We start from the raw sequence: 25,214 nt of genomic DNA, 5'->3' as shown, positions 1-25,214 counted from the left end.
TCGCATCAACGCATTGCAGCCACAGGAGCCGCGGCTCCCGTCAGCGGGCCGACAGCCTCTGCTCCGCCTCTTGCAAGCTGTTGGTAGGAATCCACCGCGGGTGTCCTTACCCGGCGCAACGGATCCGCCTCGTCAGGGACAATGTCCCACAATCCCATGGCCGCCAGGTGTTCCGTCACGGGACGGCGGCCCTGGCGATAGGCCCAGGTGACGAGAGAAAACATCGGCCACCACGTGTATCCGACGAGCGGAATGCCCTCGGTGCGCAATTGCCGTGTGGCTGTGATCGATTGGTCGAGCCAATCCAGCCGGCGGCGCAGAGACCCGATGGACGCCGTCTCGGAGATCATCAACGGCGCGCCATAGCGCGCGTAATAAAGCCGGCCGAGGCGAGTGATAAGATCGGCGCCCGCATAGGGCATGCGGATGCGAAAGCGGCCCCCGGCGTCCCGCAGGAGCTTTTTCTGCGTAAACATCGGGTAAAGGTTCATGCCGATGACCGGTACTCCGACCGCATTGTCGAGAAAGTAAGCGAGATCGGCGTCTCGGGCGCCGTTCTTCAGCAACCATGGCCACAGCAGATGACGCTCGTTGATCCGCCCTGCGACGAGATCGAGCGCGAGGAAGACGATCTCCTGGCGGCGCCGTGCCTCGGTCTCGAAGGCGGGATCGTCCGTGTCGAAGAGATCGGTGGCATCGACGAAGTAGGGCACGATTTCGGGATCGACGCTTTCCAGCGCCTTGACGGTCTCGACCATGCCCTTGGCGATAGCCAGCATCAGTGCGACGAAACCAGGCCAACTCCGCCGGAACGGCGGCCACCAGCCGAGGCGCCCGCAATACCATCCTGTGATGCGCGGCTCGTTGAGAGGCGTATACCACGTGATGCGTCCCTTGAAGCGCTCGGCAAGGCGCCCGGCATACTCGGCAACGAGCTTTGGATAATCCGGGTGAAGGAAAGCTCCTTCAATCCATGCCGGCAATCCATAATGGACGAGATCGACCTGCGGATCGACACCTAGATCCAGCAGCCGCTCCAGTGTCTCATCTGGAAATGTCCAGTCCCAGGTGTTCGCCTCGGGTTGGATGTGATGCCACGGCACGCCATAGCGCGCACAAGGTACACCGAGTTCGGCGATTAGCCCGAGATCCTCGCGCCAACGGTCGTAATGGCCCGTCAGTTCGTATTCGTCCAGAGTCCTTCCGGTCACCGGATGCGGGGCCGTGATGAAGGTGTCCTCGATGCCAGTGGACCACCAGAATGCATCAGGCGCAGTCAAACGGTGAAGCTGAGATCGGGTCGGAAGTGCTGGGGTCATGCCGGGGCCGTCCCTTGAGCGTCAGTGCTTCCACTGCAGCACAGCGGTTAGGCCGCGGACGAACCTCGGCCGCACGAGATCCAGGCTAGGAAACGGCTCACATGCAGGAAAGTTTCATCAAATCCTGTCTCCCAAGAACAGAGATTGGCCTCGTGCGTTAACCGGCCAAGAACGATCGGGCTTCCTGCGTGGGGAGGTCAGCCATGCCAGTCCCGAGACACCGAGCCCACCATCCGCGGCAGGCCGGTCCCAAGTTCAAACCTGTTGAGAGAATAAGCAACAGGCCGACCGGTCATGGAGAAACGACGTCCCCGCATCAGCCTACCGATCATCGCCATCAGTTCCCCCAGCAGGAACAACCCTGCGACGAGAGCTTGAAACTCGTCACCCCACCGGCCGATCACCGGCTCAAGAGCGGACGCTACTGAGTGGATAACACAATGACTGAGACGATCTCCCCGGCCCACCTCCACCCGCGCCCCCAATTGCGTCGGGAGCGCTGGACCGACCTATGCGGAAGCTGGGGTTTTGCATTCGACGACGACAATCGTGGCTTTGCAGAGGGCTGGTTTGACAAGGCAGAGCCCTTCGACCGTGAGATCATGGTGCCCTTCCCGCCCGAGAGCGCGCGGTCCGGCGTCCACGAGACCGGCTTTCACCCTGTCGTTTGGTATCGCCGTGAGATTCGTGTCGACGAAGCCGACTGTCGGGATCGTCTTCTGCTCCATTTCGGTGCCGTCGACTATAAGGCTTCCGTCTGGGTCAACGGCCGCATGGCGGTCGAGCATGTCGGCGGACAGACGCCGTTCTTCGCAGACATCACTCCGTTGCTCATTCCCGGTGAGACACAGGTGATCGTCGTGCGCGCGGAGGACGAGCCGAGAGATTTGCAGCAGCCGCGCGGCAAGCAATATTGGGAGGAGCATCCCGGCTATATCTGGTATCACCGCTCCACGGGAATCTGGCAGCCGGTATGGCTCGAGCCGGTTCCGCAGGTTGCGATTGCAGAACTGCGCTGGACTCCCAACGTCGACCGCTTCGGTGTCGGGCTGATCGTCAGGCTGGATCGTAAACCTCCCGACGGCTGGCGCATGCGCGTGCAGCTGAGAGGCGACCGCCCGACACATTGCCTCGTGGATGACACCTGCCTGCTCTCAGGCCGCGAAATCCGCCGGGATCTTCTCCTCGACATCAACGATGCGGCGATCCGGCGTCGCCGCACCCTGCTCTGGGCCCCGGAGCATCCCAATCTCATCGATGCCACAATTGAACTGATCAACGAAAGTGGTACCGTCGTCGATCGTGTCGAAAGCTATTTCGGGCTGCGCCGAATCGAAGCCCGCGATGGACGCTTCATCATCAACGGCATTCCGATCTTCCTGCGCCTTGTGCTGGCGCAGAACTACTGGCCGGATTCCCTCCTCACTGCTCCTGACGCGGATGCCCTCAAGCGGGAGGTGGAACTGGCCCAATCGCTCGGCTTCAACGGTGTTCGCGTTCACCAGAAAATCGAGGATCCCCGTTTTCTGTACTGGTGCGACCGGCTCGGGATGCTCGTCTGGAGCGAGGCGGCCAATGCCTATGTCTATTCCGATCGTGCCGCAGAGATGTTGACCCGCGATTGGCTGGAGGCCATCCGCCGCGACTACAATCATCCCTCCATCATCACCTGGGTGCCGCTGAACGAGAGCTGGGGCGTACCCGATCTCGACCGATCGGCCCAGCAGCGCGATTTCGTGCGGGCTCTCTATCATCTCACGAAGGCAATCGATCCTACCCGCCCCGTGATCGGCAATGACGGCTGGCAGCACGCGGTTGGCGATGTCTTCGGCGTTCATGATTATGCACCAAGCGGCGAGATGCTGCGGGAACGCTACGCAGACCGTGAGACCATCGCCCGCACGTTCCGTGAGGTGCGACCGCACCACCATCCGCTGCTCGGCGAGGGAGTCGAGATCGAAGACGAGCCGATCGTCATCAGCGAGTTCGGTGGACTTGGCTTCGTGCCGCAGGCAACCGAGGACTGGTTCGGCTATGGCCAGTTCGCCAGCGCCGACGATCTTCTTGCGCGCTACGAGGAGCTTGTCGATGCCCTGCTCTCCTCCACGGCTCTCGCAGGCTTCTGCTACACCCAACTGACCGATACCGCCCAGGAAACCAATGGTCTTTTCACCGTCAACCGCGAACCGAAATTCGATATCGAACGGCTGCGCGCGATCAACAATCGTCCCTCGAAGGCTGTACCGAGCGAGATTCTGGATGTGTTGATCAAGCAGGAGGTGGAGCGACGACGGCATGAGCGCGGACAGGAATAAGGCAACTTGAGTCAATGAAGAGCATAACGACGAAGAGTAAGATTGTTACCTTGCATCAACTTTTTCTCGAATGTCACTGTTTCGCCGTTCACAAGGCTCCGATCGGAGCCAGTTGATCTAAGCCTTACCCTCTCAATAGCAGCCACATTCTGGCCGTACTGCCAAGCCAGGGTTCATCCCTGAACTGTTGATACAAATCGCGCAGGAAAGGCTGAGACTGTAGAGCATGCGAGATATTCAGCATTTGGCACCATCGCCCGATACGCCTCCTTCATTGCATCAACTCGAGCGGACGCTTGTGGCATCGATTGCTCTCATGAAGCGCATCAGGCGCGAGAGACGTCGCTCCTCTCGCCGCGACACAACCGTGCAGGACGACAACCAGTAAAGTAGTGCCGACACCGCTTTCGAAGTAAGCATCACGAAAGCCAGTCCCAATCCGCAACATCAGATCCTCTTGATCCGCCTGTAATTGGAAAGGCGGGTCAGGAGGCTTTTCTATTCCAAGGCAAATTTTACCTGTCAGCGGACCAACCTTCTATCACCGATTCTTAACCTTCTCGGGCTATGCAAACCGTCGGTTTTTATGGGTTGCCTGGACTGCCAGCAGAGGTTAGCAAGGCCCCGTCTGATTTGATCACCCAACAACTTCGGAGGTGCCTCAATGCCCCACGAAGCGTACTGTGTTGCGTATCGCGATAGGCGATGGTCTGTTCTTCACCAGGGCCGGGACCTGGGAGCCTTTTATTTTCGAACCAATGCGCTCAAATTTGCCGTGACTTCTGCGCACCGCGCTGGGGCGTCCGCTCGCCAGAACGTCTATGTTCTTGATAGCGATGGATTTCTCTATACCGCCTGGAACTGGACCAGGGATCTCATCAGTCTGGACGGCGAACTCGCTCCCTCAGTGCTCGTTTGACGAGCGCTCTCCTGCCCCAGGGCATTCTTCGGTGAAGTGGATCCGGCTCACCATCAAAAATGCAGCTCAGCACGAAGAGAGCTGATTCCATGTCAAGGGAAACAGCTCTAGTCAGGAGCAAAGGCAGGTCGAACCGGCCTCAGCTCCATCCTCCCTTCGCGACCAAGCCTGATGATCTTCAAGGCAGGTGGCGCGATGAGGCCTGTCAGCGAGACAAACACCGCACAAATCAACACCGTCGCCATGGGAGCCCCTCCGCATTCTCGATCGAGCGAATCCGCCCACATGCACGAGAGATTGGAGCCGCAGGCTTGCGGGAGGCTTGCCAACGCTTCATCAGCCTTGATCTGAGCCGGAGCGGTTTGGCTGAGGCGACAGGCAGCATTCTTGTGGAGTCCCACAAACCCGATCTGGAACAGCTCTTATTCACGCCCATGTGCGACAAGTCACAGACAGCCACATTACCTTAGGTAATAATAGATCATCTGAGGATGATCACCATGGCTCGCCATATTGCGCCGTTTGCACTAGGAGTAGTCGCCCCTCTGACGTTGATCAGCTGGCTTCTTTTTCACTGATCGACATCCGGGTCCTGTTAACTCCTTCTCTACCTGCCCTATGTAATCATTCTCATAGGTCGTATGACTGCGGACGGTGCTAGGTGACAGACGAAGAGATTGAAGCCGTTGCCCACGAGCTCGCAAAAGTGGGCGGTTCTTCCTGGTACCCAGGGCGCTCCAGCGGCCCCATTCTAAGAGCTGTTCACAAGCGGTATAAGGACAGAGCCCGAGTGGCCATCGCCGCCCTCGATCGTTTCAGAGCCGCAAGGAATGCTACAATACCGCCGGAGAACACCCTTCCTAAACAGGAAAGCGTCAGCGAGAATTCTGCCTCGGAGGATCAGTTCCAGGTTGGCACGATCGTCGTGTATCGCCCTCCGGGAGATCAAAGAGCCCTCTCCTGTAGAATCGAGAAGATAGAGAATGGCAGGGCCTATCTCGTCCCTGTTCCTCACCGTCCTGTCGGATGGGTCTCTCTGGAAAGCCTTGAGCCTCTGGACACGCAAACCGCTTCGTCCACCTGAGGGCCTTACGGCAATTATGCCATCCGCCCAGAGCCGTGCAGAGCCTCCGCTCCCGTGTTAGACTTCGCCTACAGTCTCATGGCACCGGCATTGGAAACGACGAATGTCTGAACCTTCGTCTGGCCCCCTTCACGCTTTTCTCGCTGGCACTGGATGCGACCATCGAGGGCGTTATGCAACCGATGTGCTCGCCTTCTCCAACGAGCAGCTCGAAGCCGTGCATGACTACATTCAGTGGCTCTTTCCTCTTCCGACCCGCAGCGCCGCCCAGCCCGGCGCTCCCGTTCTGACAAGTGCGGAAATCGAAGCCATCCGGGCAGATCATCGCGCGTCCGACACTCTCATGAAAGCAATGGAGCGGATGCTCCGCTTCTACCGCGAGACGAACGATTGGCTCAGGTGGCAGGACCATAACCATCTGCGGATCACGCGGATCATCAACAGCCTCCGCCTGCTCGCCGGACCAGACGCGGCGTGCCGGTTTTACGAGGCTATTCTGGCCCTGCATGATTCGGCCGGAGCCCCTGTCAATCACCAAAGCCTTCGCTACTGGGCCGAGGCGGCGGAGAATTAGCCCTGAGAGCGTGTGCATGGCTCCACCGCGAGCCGCCCCTTAGCTGCCAAAAGTGGGGCAGCAGATCCAGAGGCGGTCCCTGCCCCATATGAGCGACAGCCACCCGGAGGCCTGAGTGGCTCACCGCCGAGTGAGCCATAAAAGCAGTCGAATAGATGGATTTACGGATCGCCCATTCCCGAGACGGCCTTGTCCCGCTACAAGTCCTCTGTTTCCTTCGCGATTTTGGATCTTGCGCCATGGCCGCCAGCGTTACTGATCGTTTTCTCCGTTATGTCGTCATCGATACCCAGTCCGACGCCGCATCTGCGTCCCAGCCTTCGACCGAGAAGCAAAAGAACCTCGGTCGAAGGCTGGTTGAGGAACTCCTGGAGATCGGCGTCTCAGACGCGCATCTCGACGAGCATGGTTATGTCTATGCGACCATTCCGGCGAACACCCCCAAGAACAACGTTCCTGTCATCTGCTTCTGCGCCCACATGGATACGGCACCGGATTTTTCCGGCACCAACGTCAAGCCGCAGATTGTCAGGAACTATCAGGGCGGCGACATCCGGCTTCCAGGCGATCCCCACCAAATCATCCGGATCGCCGATCATCCCGTGCTGAATGATCTGATCGGTCACGACATCGTTACCTCGGACGGCACGACGCTCTTGGGAGCGGACGACAAGGCCGGCATTGCCGAAATCATGGCGGCGGCCGAGTTCCTGATCAAGAACCCGGATATCAAGCACGGCACGATCCGCATCCTCTTCACCACTGACGAGGAGATCGGCCGCGGCGTCGACAAAGTCGACCTGAAAAAGCTCGGCGCCGCTTTCGGCTACACGATGGACGGCGAGATGGCCGGCACGATCGAGGACGAGACCTTCTCCGCCGATGCGGTTGAGATCGCCATCAAGGGCGTGGCCATCCATCCGGGTTTCGCCTATGGCAAGATGGAAAACGCCATCAGGATTGCCGGTGCCATCATTGATCGCCTCCCGAAGGACATGGCGCCTGAGACGACGAGAGGCCGCGAAGGCTTCATTCATCCCACCGGCGTGTCTGGCGTGATGGAAAAGGCAAACTTGAGCTTCATCATTCGCGACTTCACGGAGAATGGTCTGAAGCACAAGGAGGCGCTGCTGGAAAACATCACCAAGGAGGTGATGAAAAACTATCCGGGCTCCGGCTACACCTTCACCGTCAAGGAACAGTACCGCAACATGAAGGTTGTGCTCGACCGGCATCCGGAGATCGTGGAATATGCGATAGAAGCGATCAGGCGCGCTGGCATGGATCCTATACGCGGCAGCATTCGGGGCGGCACGGACGGTTCACGGCTCTCCTTCATGGGACTGCCCTGCCCCAACATCTTCGCCGGCGGCCATGCGTTCCATTCCCCGCTGGAATTCGTCAGCAGCCAGGATATGGAAAAGGCGGTGAAGACCATCGTCGAACTCGCCAAGCTCTGGGAGGAGCGCGCGTAACGCGTCTCCTCGTCTTGATCGGCTGAGGGACTGCTCGTCAAAGGCCGGCGGGCACCGTTTCGGATGCAAGGCGTGTCTGCGAGGCAAGGCGGATCGGCGCATTGACGGCCCCATATCCTCGATACGCACGCCGCTCCACGATCTCAAAGAAGAAGCCTCCTTCCAAAGTCCTGGTGTAAACCTGGAAGTATTCGGCAGGTCCCTCACGGTCGTACAGGATGTTGGCCGAGCGCATCCGTTCGACATCATCGGCGGAGAGGTCGGTTCTGACCTCGAGATCGTCGTAGTAATTCTCCGGAATGGGCAGGAGGTCTACCCCGTTCTCCTTCAGGCAAGCGATCGTTGCGAAAATGTCGTCTGTCCTCAGAGCAATGTGCTGCACTCCCGATCCGAACAGCTCAGTCAGGAATCGAGATGACAGGGTCCGCTGGCTCTGCGAGGCATTGAGGATCAGACGGAGAGAACCGTCACCGGTCTCGACGGCCTGACTCTGCACGACGCCGCCTGGATCGATCACGGTTTGAACCGGCGTCTTCTGCACATCGAGGAGCGATGTATAGAACAGAAGCCACGTCAGCATCTCTTCGTAATGCATGGACTGCGATACGTGATCGACAGAGGTCAGTCCGGCTCCCTTGAAGTCTTCGGCATCGACCGGTTCGAAATCCACATCCCAAAGCCTATCGAGCCCACTCTTCCGGTCGACGAAATACAGCAGGCTTCCGCCAAGTCCGCGGACTGCCGGGATATTCGTCTCCCCCGGCCCGACCGGCTGCTGGAATGGCTGGTCCAGAAGAGTGACGGCCCGGTTCACGGTTCCGGGCGCATCATTGACGCGAAGCGCCAAGGCGCACACGGATGTTCCATGCGTAATATTGAAGGAATGAGCGAATCCTTCTTTGTCTGAATTCACGACGATGTTGACGTCGCCCTGCCGCCAACGCGTCACGGCCTTGGAGCGGTGAATCCCGGCCTTGCGGAATCCGAGGCCCGTCAAGATCTGCTCGAATCCGACTGCGCTCCGCTCATCGACTGCGAACTCAACGAATTCGACGCCGGAGCACTCAGCTTTCGGCGGGAGCTCAGGCAGATCGGGGATCGTCGATCCCGTCCGCCTTCGGAGTTCATCAAGCATGACGATGAGCGAGCGCTGTCCATCGATGGCGACATTGCGCGCAGAGCCTGCCCGAAAGCGGTCATTGAAGATTTCCAATGATAAGAGTCCGTCAAAGCCAGTTGCATGCAGGGCCAGCATGAAGTCGTCGATCGGTAGATCGCCCTGCCCCGGGAAGCAGCGGTAATGCCGGCTCCAGGAGAGATAATCCATGTCGAGCTTCGGTGCGTCGGCCATCTGCACCAGGAAGATCTTCTCCGGAGGAATAGAGCGGATCGCCGACAGGTCCGTGCCACGGGCGAGAATGTGGAAGGAGTCGAGCACCAACCCCACTGCAGGGTGGTTCGCCCGTCGCACGACCTCCCACGAGTCACGATAATCGTGGATGTGACGCCCCCAGGAGAGAGCCTCGAACGCCACGCGCATGCCGCGTCTGGCGGCACGCTCCCCAAGTTCATGGAAGTCTGCGGCTGTCCGCTCGATTCCGCCGAGGGAGTCGGGCGAGACATTGCTGCACACCATGAGGAGGTCGCAGCCGAGTTCCTGCATGACGTCGAACTTGCGTTCAGCCCTGGCAAAGACCTTGGAACGCTGCGGCTCCGGCATGCCCTCGAAATCACGGAAGGGCTGGAGGGTGATGGTCTTGAGGCCCAGGCCTTCGATCATGCGCCGCGCATCGACCGGCGTGCCGTTGAAGGAGAGAAGATCGTTCTCGAAGATCTCCACACCCTTGAATTGGGCGGCCGCAATGGCCTCAATTTTTTCGGTAAGAGTGCCGCTTAAACAAACTGTGGCGATGGCGGTGCGCATGCTCTTGGATCCAGTTCCCTCATGGTTTTCAGGAGAGCGTTGCCGTCCGGCTCACTCTTTCTCGGTCATTTGATCGTTCCGGTCGCGAGCGCATGCTCGACGCCGCCGGCGACGTGGCGCGTCAACACCTCGCAGGCTCGTGCCGCGTCTCTCTCCAGAGCACATTCCAGCAGGAGCCGATGCTCCTCGGCAGCGATCTCTCCGCGATAGCTCAGGGCAATCATCTGATAGCGGAGATATTTGTCGAAGACCGCTGCATGAGTGTCGATCAGCATCTTCGATCCGCAGGCGGAAATCAGCGCCTGATGAAACTGCCAGTCATACTGCTTCCACTCCTCGGTCCTGCTCCGATCCCCTTCAGCCATCCGCTCTTCCATGCGCGCCAGCCGGTGGTGCGCGGCGACGACACGCCCCTCCCATTCCATGTCGCCGGCCCGGAAGGACTGCTCCAAGGCACGGCATTCCAGCAACTGCCGGAGGGCTGCAATTTCCCTCAAGTTCGCGATGGAGACAGGCGCGACCTCAAACCCTTTCTGACCTTCCGCGACGACGAGGCGTTCGGATGAGAGCCGGTTCAGGATCTCGCGGAGCGTGCTGACGCTTGCTCCGTAGTCGGCTTTCAGCTGTTCCAGTTTCAGTTTTCTTCCCGGAGAAAGGCGGCCGAAGACGATGTCGGTCCGGATCCTGTGATAGGCGCTTTCGCCTATGCCCTGAAGCTGCGGGTTCGTGGCCATGTCGTTCATCGCAGGGCACCGCTGTTTAAGGTGTAGTCCACGCACCCGTTCACATGTCGGCCGAGAACTTCGCAGGCCCGCTCCGCGTTGCGGGTCAGAGCGCAATCGAGGAGGAGCCTGTGCTCCTCGGCGGCTATCTCCCCGCGAAAGACGACCGCCACCATCTGATAGCGGAGGTACTGGTCGAAGACCCCGCCATAAAGATCGAGAACGGTCTGCGAGCCACAGGCCTCGATGAGCGTTTGATGGAATTCGCGGTCATACCGCTTCCAGAGCTCCATGCCCGCGGTCTCGTCCACCATCATGCGGCGCTCCATGACGGCTAGCTTGTAATGAGCGGCGACGACACGGCCTTCCCACTCCAGGTCGCCGGCTGCAAAGGACAAGGGGAGCGCGTAGGATTCCAGGAGCAACCGCATCGACGCGACGTCCTGAAGCCCCTCAGGCGAAACAGGAGTGACCTGAAAGCCGCGCTGCCCTTCCGCGATCACCAATCCTTCCGAAGAGAGGCGGCTGAGGATTTCTCGAACCGTGCTGACGCTCGCGCCGTAATCCTTTGCCAAACGGTCGAGCCGCAGCCTGCCGCCAGGCGCAAGTCGCCCGAAGACGATGTCAGCCCGAATTCGGTCATAGGCCCGATCGGCAATCGATGTCGCTAAAAGCTCAATACTCATCCGGCCACGCTTGCGAGCAAACGGCTCCCCAACGTCATCTGGTTTAACTTAAAATATCAGATGATTTTAAGAACGCCTATTGATTTTGCAATTATCTGAGCAGATAGTCTCGCCCAAGACGCAGAAAAATGCGCGCTGACATTCAGGAGAGGAACACATGCCACTCAGCATCAACCGTCGTATATTGATGGCCGCAGGCGCGGCCTTTCTGGCGTGGAACATGGGCGGGCCAGCCGCCGCACAGGCGCCGTCCACCTTACGCTTCTCGGCCGTTTTCTCGGATCAGGACATCCGCGCCGAAATGATGAAGCGCTTTGCCGAGGACATTAAGGCTCAGGGCTTCACCCTCCAGCCCTATTACGGCGGCACCCTGTTCAAGCAGGGCACCGAGCTCGTGGCGATGCAGCGCGGCAACCTGGAGATGGGCAACATCGCGCCGCAGGATATCTCCAACCAGATTCCCGCCTGGTCCATCGTGACGGCCGCCTATGTCTTCCGTGATGCGGATCACCTGAAAAAGGTCTTTGCGAGCGATGTGGGTCAGAAGCTCAAGAAGATGGCATCCGACCAGCTCGGTATCCACATCCTGGGTCCCACCTATTTCGGCGTCCGTCATGTGGGGTTGAAGCCGAACAAGAAGATCAACACGCCGGAGGATCTGGCCGGCATCAAGCTGCGCATGCCGGGTGGCGATGCATGGCAATTCCTCGGCCAGTCGCTCGGCGCGAATCCCACGCCAATGGCCTATGCCGAGGTCTATACCGGCCTGCAGACTGGAGCCATCGACGGGCAGGACAATCCGCTGCCGAACGTTCAGAATATGAAGTTCTACGAGGTGATGTCGCAAGTCGCGCTCACATCACATCTCGTCGGTTTCGATCTCCTGGCCGTGTCCAACAAAGTTTGGAACGCGATGCCACCGGAGAAGCAGGCGGCCTTCCAGGCCGCGGCCGACAAGGCGATTGAGTGGAGCACGCAGGAGCACCTGAAGAAGGAAGCCGAGCTTGCGACCTTCTTCAAAGAAAAAGGCCTCAACGTCTACACGCCGGACCTGAAGGCCTTCCGCGATTATGCACAGAAGAAGTATCTGGCCTCCGACCTCGCCAAGAGCTGGGAGCCGGGTATGCTGGAAAAAATCAACGCCATGTGAAGCTCAATCTGAGGAGCTGTCGTGCCACCATTGTTCGGCAGCTCCTCGAACAGCATCGGTTCTCTAGCGGAAAGCCGCTTCATTCGTATTGATCGGCGCCTTCTTAAGGAAGGAAATCCTTTTCATGATCGCGTGGGTACGACACATGGGCCCCTGGTTGGCGCGACGCGCCGAGAACGTCGCAGCGCTCATGTTGGCCTTGATGTTCCTGGCCTTTCTCCTGCAGATCGCCTTCAGATATGCCTTGAACCTCCCGATCGGCTGGACACACGAAGTAAGTGTCATTCTTTGGATCTGGCTCGTTCTGTGGGGCGCCTCATTCGTTATCCGTGAGCGGGAGGAGATCCGCTTCGACATCATCTACGGAGCCGTTGGCCCCGGTCCGCGCAGGATCATGTGCATCATCACTGCCATGATCCTGATCGCTCTCTATGGCACCGCGCTGCCGGCCGTCTTCGACTATGTCACCTTCATGAAGGTGGAAAAGACCAGCTATCTCAAAATCCGTTTCGACTGGCTGTTTTCGATCTACCTCGTCTTCGTCGTCGCAACCATTATCCGCTACATCTGTCTGGCCTGGCAGGCCATGCGTGGCGTCGCGCCTGACGAGTTCGATCCCACCAAGGCGAGTTCCGGCGTATGAACCTGGCAAGCCCCTTCTCGCTCGCACTGGTCGCGATCACGATCCTTGCCTTTCTTGGCCTGCCTATCGGCCATTCGATGATCGCTGGATCGATCCTTTACCTTCTGCTCTCCGGCCTGGATATGGGGACAGCCGCAGAGCAGATCCTGAACGGCATGTACTCCAACTACGTGATCCTCTCGGTTCCGTTGTTCATTCTCGCCGCCGAATTCATGAACATCGGCAGCATGACCGATAGGCTCATGACGTTCTGCAACGCTCTTGTCGGCCGCTTCAGGGGCGGCCTTGCGCATGTCAATATCCTGCAGAGCATCATCTTCGCCGGCATGTCGGGTTCTGCGATTGCGGATGCGGCCGGCACTGGGCGCATGATGCAGGTCATGATGACTCGCGACGGCCGGTATACCGCAAGCTATGCAGCCGCCGTCACCGCTGTTTCCTCGGTCATCGGTCCCATCATCCCGCCATCTATCCCGATGGTGCTCTATGCACTCATCTCCGATGCCTCCATCGGCTTTCTCTTCCTCGGAGGAGTCATTCCAGGATTGCTGATGGCGATCAGTCAGATGATCATCGTGGCCGTCACAGCCCGGCGCAGGAATTTCCCGGTCGAGAAACCGGTTCCCCTCCGCAAGCTCCCGAGGATTACCTGGGAGGCCTTTCCGTCCCTCATGATGCCGGTCGTGTTGCTCGGCGGCATCTACACCGGCATCATGACGCCGACCGAAGCAGCCGCCATCGCAGCCGCATACGCACTGATCATTTCGGCCGGGCTTTATCGCAGCGTGAGCTGGCGCGACTTCTACAATTCGCTCGCTGTCAGTGCTCGAACATCGATATCCATCGGCATGCTGATCGCGGGATCGCTGGTGTTCAACTACGTCGTCACGGTCGAGAACATTCCCGAAGGTGTGAAGGCCATTCTCTCGGCATGGGAACTCTCACCCACCGGCTTCCTGATCCTCGTCAATGTCCTGCTTCTGCTCTTAGGGTGCGTGCTTGAAGGAACGGCGATTCTTCTTATCGTTGTGCCGGTCTTCATCCCAACGGCTCAGGCACTTGGTATCGACCTTGTGCATTTTGGCGTGGTGGTCGTCGTCAACATCATGATCGGCCTGATCACGCCTCCCTACGGCCTGCTTCTGTTCATCATGGCGAACATTTCAGGGGAGCCGTTGCGCGACATCGTCCGCGACACGCTGCCGTTCCTTTTTGCGATGATCGTGGCCCTCGCCATCCTCACCTTCGTGCCGGAAACCGTGCTCTGGTTGCCGAGGATGTTCGGGTATCAGGGCTGAACGGACTCAATTTGAGAGAAGCTATTGATGAGCAAACCAATCTACATTCTCAATGGACCGAACCTAAACCGCCTTGGAACCCGCGAGCCTGAGATCTACGGTCGAACGACTTTAGCCGAAGTCGAGGCCATGTGCCGCGCAGCTGCCCCCGAACAAGAAATCATTTTCCGGCAATCGAATCGCGAATACGAAATTATCGATTGGATCCATGAAGCTATCGACCGGGGCAGCGGAATCATCATCAATCCGGCAGCCTTCACCTTCACCTCCATGGCCATTATGGATGCCCTGAAGATGTTTCCTGGTCCTATTATCGAGCTGCACATCTCGAACATCCATCGGCGTGAGCCGATCTACCACAAGTCCTATGTCTCACCGATTGCGACCGCCGTCATCGCGGGCCTTGGCACCAAGGGCTATCCGTTTGCGGTCAAAGCAATGCTCACCATGATTTCCAAAGCGAACGCCCGACACCCATGACAAATGAGCTACCGTCGGTGGCCGACAGAAAACGCGAAGCGGAAAGCTCATGGAGATGGCCCTCCGTTCTCGTCGGGTTGGTGGGGGCTGGTATCCAGGCCTCACGCACCCCACGCCTCCATGAGCGCGAGGGCGCCGAACTGGGTCTGCGCTACGTCTACAAGCTCATCGATCTAGAAGAACTAGACCTCGACGCGAGTGCGCTTCCGGATATTTTGACGTCCGCACAGCGTTTCGGTTTTGCCGGCCTCAATATTACATATCCCTGCAAGCAAGCCGTAATCCCGCTTCTCGATGAACTCTCACCCGATGCAGCCGTGCTCGGAGCCGTCAATACCGTCGTTCTGAAAGATGGCAGGCGTATAGGCCACAACACGGATTGGTGGGGATTTGCCGAGAGCTTCAAGCGCGAACTGCCTGATGTCCGGAAAGGTCGCGTGGTTCAGTTCGGTGCTGGCGGTGCCGGAGCAGCCGTTGCGCATGCCTTGCTGACGCTCGGAGTCGGCGAGATCACTCTCATCGACACATATGAGGAGCGCGCCCGCGATCTTGCGGCAGCTTTGAGCGAGCGTTTCGGTGCGGGATGCGCCTCCGCAAAATCCGATGTTGAGGCGGCAATGGCCAATGCCGATGGCATGGTGAACACGACCCCGCTCGGCATGGCGAAGTATCCCGGCATGGCAATGCCTGCGGAATTGCTGCGATCCGATCTCTGGGTCGCCGATATCGTCTACTTCCCGCTGGAGACGGAACTGTTGCGTCAGGCCCGAGCGCGTGGCTGCCGCACCATGTCCGGCGGCGGCATGGCCGTCTTCCAAGCTGTCGGGGCCTTCCGCCTGTTCACGGATCGGGAACCGGATCCTGCGCGCATGCTTCAGCACTTCAACGAGATGTAGTGCTCTGAAATGAGGTCGTGGCTAGATATTGATTGGGAACGGAACAGGCCCTGCCATTTTCCGCCTGCTGACACTTAGCTGTGGACGTGAGACACTGGCTCCGCACGGAGAAACGGACCATGGCGCAAGTTGTGACGGTCTATTTCGCGACCAATCGCATGCCGCTCACCGACGCGAGCGGCGGCACCATCATCGACTTCGGCTCCGAGCTTGGCCCCATCGACGGCACCGCCGTTCGCTTCGGTAGCGCCCAGGCAAAGGTCACCGCAACGAGTTCCAATTTCATCCCAGGCTCGCTTTACGTTGCCTCGGAACAACTCTACGGCCCTTCGATCTGGCGCGGCAGCCGAGATATCTTCGAAAAGCTCCGACAGGACATGCAGGAGGGAGGACGACCGACACTGGTCGTGATCCACGGTTTTTCAAACACGTTCAAGGACGCTATCGAGCGGGCCGCCACGATCATCAACTTCTACGGCCTCGATGCGAACGTGTTCTCATTCACATGGCCGTCCATCGGCACGCCGCTTCCCACACCCCTGCCCTACACGGACTACTTTCATGACCGCGGCACCGCGCGTGCATCCGGCGTGGCCATCGCCCGCACGATGCGCATTCTCTACGACTTCATCGATCATCTTCCGCGCCGGGACGTCTGCCGGCAGCCGCTGCATCTCATTTGCCATAGTATGGGCAACTATGCCTTCCGGTATGCGGTACAGGCCCTGATGCAGGTGCCCCAGGGCGAGCCACGGGAGTACATCCAGACAGCGGATGCACCTGCCGCGGATGCAGAGGATCGCCCCTTTCCCGCACTCGTCGCTATGCCGACAGAGGCCCCGGATCCCAATCGCCTGCGCCGGACCTTCGACCAGATCGTCCTCGCCGCCGCAGACGAAGACGAGGATGCATTTGAAGACATCAGAGAGTTGCGTTACCTGCCTCGTCTCCGCAATCGTGTGACGGTCTACCACACCCAGGAGGACTGGATTCTCTCGACATTAAGCTCGGTCACCAAGTTCAACGGTCCGCGCCTTGGGGTGAATGGGCCGGAAAACATGGCGATGATCAGCGACAAGGTCGCGGCGGTCGACGTCAGTGACGCCATCAGCCCGAAGCAGGATTTCCAGAGTCATCAGTATTATCGGATTTTTCCGGCGGTGCGCGACGACATAGTCGCCGTTCTGACGGGTGAGCGGCAGGACAGGATCGCAAATCGGGACCGTACTGACACTCAGCGCTATCGCCTCCGCTCCCCATCGAGACCCCGGCGCAAACCTGGTCCGCGTTGAGGCCCTCGCGCTATGGCTGGGTCGCGCCTACAAAGCCGGGGCGCTCCCCATTCCGAAGTCCGGCGCGCAGACGGCAAGCCCGCTCGCGGTAGGAATAAAATTGCGGACCCGCTCCGCTCCAGACGGTAAGCCTTTTGATCCTTTGACCGCATGGTCTCTAAAACGCACATTGACCCCTTTCTAGAGCGAGATGTGATGATGCCCGTTGATCGTACGCTGCTGAGACAGGCCCTGAACGAACTCGTCAGACTCAAAGGTGGGGCGGAGAACCCGTCACGCTTCCTCGCCCAACTCTATAGCTCCGCCTTACACGAATGGGCAGGACAGCTCGGCGTGGATCAGCACAAGCTCGATAAGCTGGTTCACGTCAAAGAGGCGATTTCAGAGCGCCGGTCTCATTAGGCGACATTGGCGAGGGACATATCGCCCTTCGCCATTTGATGCCATCCGTCTTTTAGCTCTTCCCTCGCCATTTCCGTCTCGGAAGCTGACGTGTACACTGGCCCTCCGATCTCCTTTGGAATGGAGCGGTCATGGCTGGCTTTCCCGCCAGAGATTTTGGGGTCATCTTTAGTCTGCTGGCTCTCCTCAGCCTTCCGGTCCATGCAGACCCTTTCTTCGTGCGGGTCTACGGCAGGACCTACAAGATCGACCCTCGGTATCCGTCGGACGAAAAGGGCCCGAAGCCCGAGGAGGCGATGAAAGCCCTGCCCTCCGATCTCGGGAAAGGCCCTGGCTTCAGGCCATCGCACGAACAGGTTCTGGCCGAGGTCGAGGAAAGGCTCTGGATCGCGCAAAACCGGCTCGATCGCGCATTGGGGAAGGAAACCACCTCCTCTGAGCGGCGAAATGCCGGACCTGCCCCGAAGGCTGTCGATCAGGAGCTCACGGAATCCCTCGCGACGGGAGCGACATCGGGCCGTTCATCCGAATTGCAGAAGGTCTTCGACCAGCGTCGAGCCCTGATCCTCCTTGCGCGGGAACTGAGGCGATCCATGGACCTACCGGTCAGGACGCCCGCAGCGGGGTTCTCCCGGCCGAAGCTGTCGCCCGAGATTGAGGACAGCTACCGCGCTCTCAACTTCGATCCCTTGGAGGCCTATTACGGCTTCAGGCGCGTCAAGGCAGCCTTCCGCTCCGGCGATATCGAACTTCTCGCTCTGGTCACCCACTATCCTCTGACAGTGGCAGGAAAGGCCAGGCGCACCATTCGCACCCGCGAGCAGCTTCGCGCAGCGAAGGACACGGTCCTGGACCCGCGCATTCGGGATATTGTGGCAAAATCCACCTTCGAGACGGTCTTTGTTCGGGACAAAGGAATGATGCTCGGAGAGGGAGAGGTCTGGATCACCCGCGATAAAACTGGCTTCGGACTGGGAGCCATTAGCCTCCGATGAAGGTTATCCTAACAATTCACGGCCCATACGCCCGCGTGACACGACAGCATCGACCCGATGCAAAGGATGCGAAAGGATCTCGAAATGATCACAGGCGACCGGATAAAGATCTGTGCCATCATATCCTTGGCTCTGCACGCAGGAACAGTGAACCCAGCCAATGCTGCGCAGTGCGGCACTACGGCGGCCGGTTTCGAGGCATGGAAGCAGCAATTTGCCGGCGAAGCGAGAGCAAAAGGCATCAGTGCGCCGACCATCACAGCTCTCATGGAAGCCAATTATGCAACGGCGACCATCGCGGCTGACCGTGGTCAGAAAAGCTTCCGTCTCTCGCTCGATCAGTTTCTCGCCAAGCGAGGCGGCTCTGTCATTATCGCGCGCGGGCGCGCGCTCAAGCAGTCCTATGCAGGCTTGTTCACATCGATTGAACAACGCTTCGGCGTCCCACCGGGACCGCTCTTAGCCATCTGGGGGATGGAAACAGCCTTTGGGCGACAACGCGGAAACCAGAACACGCTGTCGGCTGTCGCAACGCTCGCCTATGACTGCCGCCGATCGGCCTACTTCACCGAGCAACTCTACGCCGCTTTAAGCCTGATTGATCGCGGCATTCTTTCGGCCGACACGCGCGGCTCCATGCATGGTGAAATCGGCCAGACCCAGTTCTTGCCCAAGAGCATCCTGACCTATGGTAATGGCGGCAATCTCGATAACGCAGCGGATGCGCTGACATCGACGGCCAATTTTCTTGCAGCCCATGGCTGGCGCGCGGGAGAAGGCTATCAGCCGGGCCAAGCTAATTTCCAAGCGATCCAAGCGTGGAACGCGGCTCCCGTCTATCAGCGGGCTATCGCACTGATCGGCCAGCAGATTGACGAGGGAGATGCTGCTTCGGCAAGGCGTTGACGGGCCGATGCTCGGAATGGCGCTAAGCTCATAGCGATGATCCCTGCCCTGCCGTTACGGCATCGGCCTTATGGGTTTATAGGCCATCGCCTCGATTTTGATATCGACCATGAGGAACTGCCGGCGACAGAGGGATGTAGGGTGATCAGAACGTCTGCTTCGACATGACGTTTTACTTCGGTTCTTGAGAAGCGCTACTTCACTGCGCCGAGCGCAAGGCCCCGCACGAGGTAGCGCTGAAGCCATGCGAATGCGATGGCAACGGGAATGGTCGCTGCGAACGTGGCTGCCATCACATGATGCCATTCGACGGTGTAACGTCCTGACACCAACGAGAAGATCTGGATGGGGAGCGTGTAGCTGTCCTGCGAGCGCAGCAGGGTCAATGCGATGACGAACTCGTTCCAAGCATTGATGAAGGTGAAGATCGCCGTCACGACGATTGCCGGCACCGCAAGCGGCAGAAACACTTTCACCAGGGTCTCGGCGCGCCCCGCCCCTTCCATCCAGGCAGCTTCCTCCAGATCGAGCGGAATGGTTGCGAAATAGCTCTGCAGCATCCAGACCGAGAAGGCGATGTTGAAGGCTGCATAGACGACCGTCACCGCATTGATGCTGTCGATCAAACCGAGCGACACCATGAGACGGAACAAGCCGACCACGAGGACAATGGGCGACAGCATCTGCGTGACCAACAGGAACTGGCGATAAAACTCACGCCCCATGAAATCGAAGCGCGTCAGGGCATAGGCCGCGGGGATAGAGACGATCAGCGAGCCCAGTGTCGCCAGCACGGAGACATAGAGCGAGTTCTTCAGGGCATTTCCGAAATTGGTGGCAACCCACATGGTCTGGAAGTTTTCCCAGGTGATCCGGGAGGGCCACCAGGTCGGCGTCAGCACCTCGGTATTGGGCTTGAGAGCCGAAATCAACATCACGGCAAAGGGAAAGATCGTGACGACGACAACGGGCGAGAGCACGAGCCAGCAGATGATGGAGCGGCGGAGCTTGGAAGAATTCATGCCTTCGCCCCCCGATAGGTCGTGAGCCGCACATAGATCAATGTGAAAATCAGGAGAATGCCGAACATCACCAGCGAGACGGCGGAGGCCTCTCCGAGCTTTCCAAGCCTGAAACCGACCTTGTAGAGGTAGGTGACGAGGATGTCGGTGGAGTTCGCGGGCCCGCCCTGCGTCATGGCCCAAATGATCGGGAAGGAGTTGAAGACGTAGATCGTGTTCAGCACGAGCGCGATGTTCAGGAACGGGGTAATGAGCGGCAGCGTAATATGCCGGAACTGCTCCCACCGCCCTGCCCCTTCCAGGGCCGCCGCCTCATAAAGATCCTCGGGAATGGACGAGAGACCGCCCAGAATGATCGTGACCGTGAAAGGAATGGTGACGAGGATGCCGATGAGAATCTGCATCGGAAAGGCAGTGCTCGCCTCGGCAAGCCATTGAACATTCTGATCGATGATGCCGAATTCGATGAGAGCCGAGTTCAGCATGCCGCTTTCCCCCGACAACGCCCAGCGCCAGACGATGGCGGTCATGGTCAGTGAAACCGCCCATGGCAGCATGACGATCACACGCGCGAGATCGCGGCCATAAAAGTCCTCGTTCAAGACGAGAGCAACGGGAACGGAGCAGATGATGGCGCCGCCGACCACGCCGATTGTCCAGATTCCGGTGCGCCAGAGCGAGGCGATGAAGTTCGGATCATCGAGCAGCGCCCTGAAATTCGCCATGCCGACGAAGTCGCGCAGCTGGCCGAAGCGGTTCACGCTGTGGCTTGCAATCTGCGCCAGCTCGTTGACAGGCCAGATGACGATGAGGGCTGCCAGCACGAAACTGGGAAGAATGAGAACGTAGGGTGCAACCACCCGTTTTGCAGTCATAGACGTTCCGTTGACTGAGCAAACAGTATGCGAGGGGCCTGCCCCGAAGGTCCGGCCCCTCTGTCGAGGTTACTTTTTCAGGACCGCATTGGCCTTGGCTGCGGCCTCCTTCAGCGTCGGCTCGATCTGGCCCTGGCCGAGATAGATTTTCTGCAGCGCCGATGTGGTGACATCGGCAATCTCCTCCCAGCCCGCGATCACAGGCGCGAAGCGAGCGGTCGGCAGAAGGCTCGTGAAGACCTTGAGATCGGCATTCTCCACGAAGTACTTGTCCTCCGCCTCGGCCTTTGTCACTGGCAGGAAGCCTTCATCGATCGTGAACTTGATGCGCTGTTTCGGCTGGAACAGAAAGTCGAGGAACTTGAACGCCTCGGCCTTGTTCTTGGAGTTCTGGAACATGATGACGGAGTCGGTCACGCCATAGGTACCCTGATCGCCGCCCGGTCCTTTCGGGATCGGTGCCACACCGTATTTGAGGTTGGGCGCCTCGGCGCGGATCTGATTGGCAAGGAATGGCGCCGTCATCATCATGCCGATCTTGCCCTGCTTGAACAGGTTCTGCACATCCTCACGGGCATAGGAGGTCACGCCCGGCTGCGTAGCGCCCTGATCGATGAGGCGCTTGTAAAGAGACGCAGCATCGATGGCGGCCTTCGAGTCGAGACCCGACTTGCCGTCCTTCACGATGTCGCCTCCGAAGGACCACATGGCATAATAGAAGTAGACATCGGTCTCGACTTCCTTGCCCTGAAGACCGAAGCCATAGACGCCGTTGCCCAATGCGGTGATCTTCTTGGCATCATTCTCCAGTTCCGCCCAGGTCTTGGGTGGCTCGGAAAGGCCGGCCTTCTCTAGCAGGTCCTTGTTGTAGTACATCGCACGCGCAGAGGCCGCGATGGGCAGTCCATATGTCTTACCGTTCATCACCGAGGGCGTCAGGAACGTCTCGATGAAGCGCCCCTTGATCTCAGGGCTCATGTAGCTGTCGAGCGGCTCCGCGATACCCTGCTGGACGAAGTCCACAAGCCAGCGCGTGCCGATGATCGACAGATCGGCATTGGCATTGGCCGAAATGTCGGTGGTCAGCTTCTGGAGCAGGTTATCCCATGGCACCACTTCGAACTGGATCTTGATCCCCGGATTGGCCGCTTCGAAGTCCTTGGCCACCTGCTCGAAATAAGGGCCGGTCTTGGCCGAATATTCCGCAACGGTGACACGGACGGTGCCCGCATTGGCGCTCGCGGACAGGGCGATGGCGCCAATGCCTGCGAGCATGAGTCCCTTGAGATTGAAGAAGGTGTTCTTGCTGAGTGTTTTCACGTGCATGTTCCCTCTGCTAGGGCCGCACACCTTAGAAAAGCAGCCCGGCAACAAGCATTGTTGTGAAAGAAAATTACTTAAGCAAGGGAATTTTTGCGTATATTCCTGGCTTTTATGTTGCTAAATTTCATAAATCGCTCCAGCCTTGGGAAATCAAAGGTTAGAAGCAGTTCGGAGCAAGTCGTTGGCAAACAGCTTGGAAGACCGGCTCGCCGTGATCACGGGTGCAGGCGGTGGCATTGGTGTCACGATGGTCCAGCGCTTTCAGGAGGCCGGAGCAAGGGTCGTCGCCTGCGACGTCTCGGAGGAGGCCCTCGGATCGTTGGATGTGGCTCACAAGGAAGTCTTCGACCTTGGCAATGCCGATGCATGCAGAAAAGCCTGCGAACGCATTCAGTCGCAGGTCGGCGTGCCGGACATTGTCGTCAGCAACGCAGGCTATACACGCGCGGAAACCCTCGAGCAGGTTGACGAGCGGGTTTGGAATTTCGAGCTCGACGTGAATCTCAACGGGGCTCGCAATTTTACGGCTCCCTTTCTTGAACCCATGAAGGCGAGAGGCTCCGGCGTGTTCGTCTTCATCTCGTCCGTGAACGCCCTCGCCCATTTCGGCAATCCTGCCTATGCGGCGGCCAAAGCCGGTCTGGTGGCCTATGCCCGGGCTATCGCGACGGAATGCGGGGTCCATGGCATCCGGTCGAATGCGATCTGTCCAGGTTCCGTGCGCACGCGTGCCTGGGACCACCGGATCGCAAAAGATCCTCACATTCTCGAGAAGGTCTCGCGCCTCTATCCCCTCGGCCATATGGTCTCTCCCGTAGACGTGGCGAATGCGGCGGTCTTTCTCGCCTCGCCTCTCTCGGCAGGAATCACGGGCGTCGCTCTTCCCGTGGATGGCGGCCTGACGGCAGGCAACCTGCCCTTTATCGATGCGATCCGGTGAGAGGAGATTCCGATGGCCGATCTCCACCTCGACAACATCAAGAAGCGCTATGGCGCCCTCGAAATTCTCCATGGGATCAATCTTGCCGTTGAAGATGGCGAATTCGTCGTGCTCGTCGGCCCGTCGGGATGTGGAAAGTCCACCCTGCTGCGCATGATCGCCGGATTGGAAACGGTCTCCGACGGCGAGATCCGCATCGGTGGCCGGCGCGCCAATGAGGTACCGCCGCAGAAACGCAACATCTCGATGGTGTTCCAGTCCTACGCGCTCTTCCCTCACATGACGGTGAGGGACAACATCACCTTCGGCCCCCGCATCCGCCGTGAGAATGCACAGGCAACGGAGGAAAAGCTGAATCGCGCGGCTGCCATGCTGAATCTCGGCGCCTACCTCGACCGGCGCCCCGGCCAGCTCTCCGGCGGCCAGCGCCAGCGCGTGGCCATGGGGCGCTCCATCGTCCGCAATCCCGATCTCTTCCTGTTCGATGAGCCTCTCTCCAATCTGGATGCGCAGCTCAGGATGCAGATGCGGACCGAGATCAAGGCGCTGCACCACAAATTCGAGAGCACCATCATCTACGTGACGCACGACCAAATCGAGGCCATGACCATGGCCGACCGCATCGTCGTCATGAATGGCGGGCGCGTCGAACAGGTCGGCACCCCTCTCGAGCTCTACGATCATCCGGCGAACCGATTTGTTGCAGGCTTCCTCGGCTCCCCAGCCATGAGCTTCATCGATGGAACGGTATTGAGGTCCAATCAGGGCACGTCCATTCGCTTCTCGGACGGCGCCCTGGTGCCGGTTGCGGCCGCATCTGCACCCGACGGCGCCAGCGTGATCCTTGGCATTCGACCGGAACATTACCGGCTCGATTCCGCAGGTCCCATCCGGCTTGTGGTGGACGTTATCGAGCCCACTGGTTCGGAAAGTCACGTCTACGGGCATGTCGGCCCTTCGGAAGTGCGCGCGGTCTTCCGGGAGAGAATTTCCGTCAGTCCTGGCGAGACGCTGAACCTGTCCGTTGAACCGGAGAAGGTCCACCTGTTCGATGCCGACACCGGCATGCGCCTACCGGGAGTCCGAGTGTGAGGGCGACACAGGACATCATCACCCGCATTCGCCGATGGGCCAAGGACGGGTCCAAGGCGGAGCGCAGGCTTGCGTCGATGATCCTGAGCGATCTCGCCTATGTGTCCAAGGCGCCGATTGCCGACATTGCAAGCCGCGCGGGCGTGAGTGAGCCCACCGTCACCCGCTTTGCACGAGCGCTCGGCTGCGATGGCATCCGCGACTTCAAATATCATCTCGCTCAGGCTCTGGCCGTGGGTGGCAATTATCTCAATCCCGTCCCCCTGCAACGCGAGGAGCGCGAGGAACGGGTTCTTGCAGCCGTATGCGGTAGCGCCGTGACGGCGATCGAGCGCCTGCGCTCCAGCGTCGACATGGAGACCATCGGCTTGATCGCCGATCATATCTCCACGGCGCGCTCGGTATTGTCATATGGCTCCGGCGGCAACTCCTCCATCATGGCGATGGAGCTCCATAATCGGCTCTTCCGTCTCGGACTGTCCGTCATCTCTCACAGCGACGGTCAGATGCAGAGAATGACGGCTTCGGTGGCGACACCGGAAATGGTGGTGGTCGCCTTCTCGATCTCCGGCTACTCGCCTTCCGTGGTCGACTCCGTGCGCATCTCCCGTCATTACGGAGCCAAAACAATTGCCGTGACCGCACCGGGATCGGCCTTGGCCCGGGAAGCGGAAATCCTTCTGCCGTTCTCTGTGCCGGAAGACAGCAATCTCTACAAACCCAACTCCGCCCGGTATGCGATGATGGCCATCGTTGATCTGATCGCAATGACCACGGCCGAAGCCATCGGCCCTCCCGTTCTCGAAGGGCTTCGCCGCATCAAGCACAGCCTCGCTGCGGTGAACGTCAACGATCCCCGGTTGCCCCTTGGTGACTAGAAAT

At 59.2% G+C, this 25,214-nt stretch carries 22 protein-coding genes; 15 read left to right on the top strand and 7 right to left on the bottom strand.

The features are described from left to right. Nucleotides 1-5 precede the first annotated feature (5 nt). The gene (locus tag ACUXUR_RS00925; protein ID WP_445500437.1) at nucleotides 6-1,319 is read right to left on the bottom strand and encodes a family 1 glycosylhydrolase; all 1,314 of its coding nucleotides are present in this window, start codon (nucleotides 1,317-1,319) and stop codon (nucleotides 6-8) included. A gap of 440 nt (nucleotides 1,320-1,759) precedes the next feature. Between ACUXUR_RS00925 and ACUXUR_RS00920 the strand changes: the two genes are divergently transcribed. From ACUXUR_RS00920 to pepT, 3 genes are all read left to right on the top strand, one after another. Continuing rightward, nucleotides 1,760-3,634 (top strand): glycoside hydrolase family 2 protein, encoded by a 1,875-nt coding sequence (locus tag ACUXUR_RS00920; protein WP_445500435.1) that lies wholly within the window; start codon nucleotides 1,760-1,762, stop codon nucleotides 3,632-3,634. Between the two features lie 2,106 nt (nucleotides 3,635-5,740). Further along, nucleotides 5,741-6,211: an opioid growth factor receptor-related protein gene (locus ACUXUR_RS00915; RefSeq protein ID WP_445500433.1), complete on the top strand. Its 471-nt coding sequence runs from the start codon at nucleotides 5,741-5,743 to the stop codon at nucleotides 6,209-6,211. A 239-nt stretch (nucleotides 6,212-6,450) separates the two neighbouring features. Further along, nucleotides 6,451-7,686 (top strand): peptidase T, encoded by a 1,236-nt coding sequence (gene pepT, locus ACUXUR_RS00910; RefSeq protein WP_445500431.1) that lies wholly within the window; start codon nucleotides 6,451-6,453, stop codon nucleotides 7,684-7,686. Between the two features lie 37 nt (nucleotides 7,687-7,723). Here the strand turns inward: pepT and ACUXUR_RS00905 are convergent, their stop codons facing one another. From ACUXUR_RS00905 to ACUXUR_RS00895, 3 genes are all read right to left on the bottom strand, one after another. Further along, the gene (locus ACUXUR_RS00905) at nucleotides 7,724-9,610 is read right to left on the bottom strand and encodes a bifunctional sugar phosphate isomerase/epimerase/4-hydroxyphenylpyruvate dioxygenase family protein (RefSeq protein WP_445500429.1); all 1,887 of its coding nucleotides are present in this window, start codon (nucleotides 9,608-9,610) and stop codon (nucleotides 7,724-7,726) included. Between the two features lie 65 nt (nucleotides 9,611-9,675). Further along, entirely contained in the window at nucleotides 9,676-10,344 is a 669-nt protein-coding gene (locus ACUXUR_RS00900; protein ID WP_445500861.1) for a GntR family transcriptional regulator, read from the bottom strand. A 5-nt stretch (nucleotides 10,345-10,349) separates the two neighbouring features. Beyond that, nucleotides 10,350-11,018 carry a GntR family transcriptional regulator gene (locus tag ACUXUR_RS00895; protein WP_445500427.1) on the bottom strand — a complete coding sequence of 223 codons (669 nt, stop codon included), beginning with the start codon at nucleotides 11,016-11,018 and terminating at the stop codon, nucleotides 10,350-10,352. 157 nt (nucleotides 11,019-11,175) lie between these two features. Between ACUXUR_RS00895 and ACUXUR_RS00890 the strand changes: the two genes are divergently transcribed. The 9 genes from ACUXUR_RS00890 to ACUXUR_RS00850 all read left to right on the top strand — a co-directional run bounded on the left by ACUXUR_RS00890 (nucleotide 11,176) and on the right by ACUXUR_RS00850 (nucleotide 19,080). After that, nucleotides 11,176-12,168 (top strand): sialic acid TRAP transporter substrate-binding protein SiaP, encoded by a 993-nt coding sequence (locus tag ACUXUR_RS00890; protein WP_445500425.1) that lies wholly within the window; start codon nucleotides 11,176-11,178, stop codon nucleotides 12,166-12,168. Between the two features lie 124 nt (nucleotides 12,169-12,292). After that, complete coding sequence (locus ACUXUR_RS00885) at nucleotides 12,293-12,811, top strand: TRAP transporter small permease (protein ID WP_445500423.1); 519 nt, start codon at nucleotides 12,293-12,295, stop codon at nucleotides 12,809-12,811. Next, on the top strand, nucleotides 12,808-14,109 hold the full coding sequence (locus ACUXUR_RS00880; protein WP_445500421.1) for a TRAP transporter large permease: 1,302 nt from the start codon (nucleotides 12,808-12,810) through the stop codon (nucleotides 14,107-14,109). The genes ACUXUR_RS00885 and ACUXUR_RS00880 overlap by 4 nt, the downstream gene beginning before the upstream one ends. Nucleotides 14,110-14,136: 27 nt before the next feature. After that, nucleotides 14,137-14,589 (top strand): type II 3-dehydroquinate dehydratase, encoded by a 453-nt coding sequence (gene aroQ / locus ACUXUR_RS00875; protein WP_445500419.1) that lies wholly within the window; start codon nucleotides 14,137-14,139, stop codon nucleotides 14,587-14,589. 17 nt (nucleotides 14,590-14,606) lie between these two features. Beyond that, nucleotides 14,607-15,485, top strand: a complete 879-nt coding sequence (locus ACUXUR_RS00870; RefSeq protein ID WP_445500417.1) for a shikimate dehydrogenase — start codon at nucleotides 14,607-14,609, stop codon at nucleotides 15,483-15,485. Nucleotides 15,486-15,604: 119 nt separating this feature from the next. Beyond that, nucleotides 15,605-16,777 (top strand): alpha/beta fold hydrolase, encoded by a 1,173-nt coding sequence (locus tag ACUXUR_RS00865; protein WP_445500416.1) that lies wholly within the window; start codon nucleotides 15,605-15,607, stop codon nucleotides 16,775-16,777. Nucleotides 16,778-16,972: 195 nt separating this feature from the next. Next, entirely contained in the window at nucleotides 16,973-17,179 is a 207-nt protein-coding gene (locus tag ACUXUR_RS00860; RefSeq protein ID WP_445500414.1) for a hypothetical protein, read from the top strand. 131 nt (nucleotides 17,180-17,310) lie between these two features. Then, entirely contained in the window at nucleotides 17,311-18,174 is an 864-nt protein-coding gene (locus ACUXUR_RS00855) for a hypothetical protein (RefSeq protein ID WP_445500412.1), read from the top strand. An 84-nt stretch (nucleotides 18,175-18,258) separates the two neighbouring features. Next, nucleotides 18,259-19,080 carry a lytic murein transglycosylase gene (locus ACUXUR_RS00850; RefSeq protein WP_445500410.1) on the top strand — a complete coding sequence of 274 codons (822 nt, stop codon included), beginning with the start codon at nucleotides 18,259-18,261 and terminating at the stop codon, nucleotides 19,078-19,080. Nucleotides 19,081-19,274: 194 nt separating this feature from the next. On the opposite strand, the gene ACUXUR_RS00845 is transcribed toward ACUXUR_RS00850, so the two are convergent. From ACUXUR_RS00845 to ACUXUR_RS00835, 3 genes are all read right to left on the bottom strand, one after another. Next, nucleotides 19,275-20,102, bottom strand: a complete 828-nt coding sequence (locus ACUXUR_RS00845) for a carbohydrate ABC transporter permease (RefSeq protein ID WP_445500409.1) — start codon at nucleotides 20,100-20,102, stop codon at nucleotides 19,275-19,277. Beyond that, on the bottom strand, nucleotides 20,099-20,977 hold the full coding sequence (locus tag ACUXUR_RS00840; protein WP_445500407.1) for a carbohydrate ABC transporter permease: 879 nt from the start codon (nucleotides 20,975-20,977) through the stop codon (nucleotides 20,099-20,101). The genes ACUXUR_RS00845 and ACUXUR_RS00840 overlap by 4 nt, the downstream gene beginning before the upstream one ends. A gap of 69 nt (nucleotides 20,978-21,046) precedes the next feature. Further along, nucleotides 21,047-22,303 (bottom strand): ABC transporter substrate-binding protein, encoded by a 1,257-nt coding sequence (locus tag ACUXUR_RS00835; RefSeq protein WP_445500405.1) that lies wholly within the window; start codon nucleotides 22,301-22,303, stop codon nucleotides 21,047-21,049. Between the two features lie 244 nt (nucleotides 22,304-22,547). Between ACUXUR_RS00835 and ACUXUR_RS00830 the strand changes: the two genes are divergently transcribed. From ACUXUR_RS00830 to ACUXUR_RS00820, 3 genes are read left to right on the top strand one after another with little or no spacing between them, the layout of a single operon-like run. Further along, nucleotides 22,548-23,240 (top strand): SDR family oxidoreductase, encoded by a 693-nt coding sequence (locus ACUXUR_RS00830; protein WP_445500860.1) that lies wholly within the window; start codon nucleotides 22,548-22,550, stop codon nucleotides 23,238-23,240. Between the two features lie 12 nt (nucleotides 23,241-23,252). Continuing rightward, nucleotides 23,253-24,332, top strand: a complete 1,080-nt coding sequence (locus ACUXUR_RS00825; RefSeq protein WP_445500403.1) for an ABC transporter ATP-binding protein — start codon at nucleotides 23,253-23,255, stop codon at nucleotides 24,330-24,332. Beyond that, nucleotides 24,329-25,210 carry a MurR/RpiR family transcriptional regulator gene (locus ACUXUR_RS00820; protein ID WP_445500401.1) on the top strand — a complete coding sequence of 294 codons (882 nt, stop codon included), beginning with the start codon at nucleotides 24,329-24,331 and terminating at the stop codon, nucleotides 25,208-25,210. Before ACUXUR_RS00825 ends, ACUXUR_RS00820 begins: the two co-directional genes overlap by 4 nt. Nucleotides 25,211-25,214 lie beyond the last annotated feature (4 nt).

The sequence above is a fragment of the Microvirga medicaginis genome (assembly GCF_052658925.1).
The sequence above is the reverse complement of the archived record's forward strand: the minus strand, read 5'-3'. Positions and strand labels throughout refer to the sequence as shown.

Excerpts from the sequence above, each read along its gene's own strand:
- ACUXUR_RS00925 (WP_445500437.1), bottom strand. The coding sequence starts at position 1,319 with ATGACCCCAGCACTTCCGACCCGATCTCAGCTTCACCGTTTGACTGCG.
- ACUXUR_RS00920 (WP_445500435.1), top strand. The coding sequence starts at position 1,760 with ATGACTGAGACGATCTCCCCGGCCCACCTCCACCCGCGCCCCCAATTG.
- ACUXUR_RS00915 (WP_445500433.1), top strand. The coding sequence starts at position 5,741 with ATGTCTGAACCTTCGTCTGGCCCCCTTCACGCTTTTCTCGCTGGCACT.
- pepT (WP_445500431.1), top strand. The coding sequence starts at position 6,451 with ATGGCCGCCAGCGTTACTGATCGTTTTCTCCGTTATGTCGTCATCGAT.
- ACUXUR_RS00905 (WP_445500429.1), bottom strand. The coding sequence starts at position 9,610 with ATGCGCACCGCCATCGCCACAGTTTGTTTAAGCGGCACTCTTACCGAA.
- ACUXUR_RS00900 (WP_445500861.1), bottom strand. The coding sequence starts at position 10,344 with ATGGCCACGAACCCGCAGCTTCAGGGCATAGGCGAAAGCGCCTATCAC.
- ACUXUR_RS00895 (WP_445500427.1), bottom strand. The coding sequence starts at position 11,018 with ATGAGTATTGAGCTTTTAGCGACATCGATTGCCGATCGGGCCTATGAC.
- ACUXUR_RS00890 (WP_445500425.1), top strand. The coding sequence starts at position 11,176 with ATGCCACTCAGCATCAACCGTCGTATATTGATGGCCGCAGGCGCGGCC.
- ACUXUR_RS00885 (WP_445500423.1), top strand. The coding sequence starts at position 12,293 with ATGATCGCGTGGGTACGACACATGGGCCCCTGGTTGGCGCGACGCGCC.
- ACUXUR_RS00880 (WP_445500421.1), top strand. The coding sequence starts at position 12,808 with ATGAACCTGGCAAGCCCCTTCTCGCTCGCACTGGTCGCGATCACGATC.
- aroQ (WP_445500419.1), top strand. The coding sequence starts at position 14,137 with ATGAGCAAACCAATCTACATTCTCAATGGACCGAACCTAAACCGCCTT.
- ACUXUR_RS00865 (WP_445500416.1), top strand. The coding sequence starts at position 15,605 with ATGGCGCAAGTTGTGACGGTCTATTTCGCGACCAATCGCATGCCGCTC.
- ACUXUR_RS00860 (WP_445500414.1), top strand. The coding sequence starts at position 16,973 with ATGATGCCCGTTGATCGTACGCTGCTGAGACAGGCCCTGAACGAACTC.
- ACUXUR_RS00855 (WP_445500412.1), top strand. The coding sequence starts at position 17,311 with ATGGCTGGCTTTCCCGCCAGAGATTTTGGGGTCATCTTTAGTCTGCTG.
- ACUXUR_RS00850 (WP_445500410.1), top strand. The coding sequence starts at position 18,259 with ATGATCACAGGCGACCGGATAAAGATCTGTGCCATCATATCCTTGGCT.
- ACUXUR_RS00845 (WP_445500409.1), bottom strand. The coding sequence starts at position 20,102 with ATGAATTCTTCCAAGCTCCGCCGCTCCATCATCTGCTGGCTCGTGCTC.
- ACUXUR_RS00840 (WP_445500407.1), bottom strand. The coding sequence starts at position 20,977 with ATGACTGCAAAACGGGTGGTTGCACCCTACGTTCTCATTCTTCCCAGT.
- ACUXUR_RS00835 (WP_445500405.1), bottom strand. The coding sequence starts at position 22,303 with ATGCACGTGAAAACACTCAGCAAGAACACCTTCTTCAATCTCAAGGGA.
- ACUXUR_RS00830 (WP_445500860.1), top strand. The coding sequence starts at position 22,548 with ATGGTCCAGCGCTTTCAGGAGGCCGGAGCAAGGGTCGTCGCCTGCGAC.
- ACUXUR_RS00825 (WP_445500403.1), top strand. The coding sequence starts at position 23,253 with ATGGCCGATCTCCACCTCGACAACATCAAGAAGCGCTATGGCGCCCTC.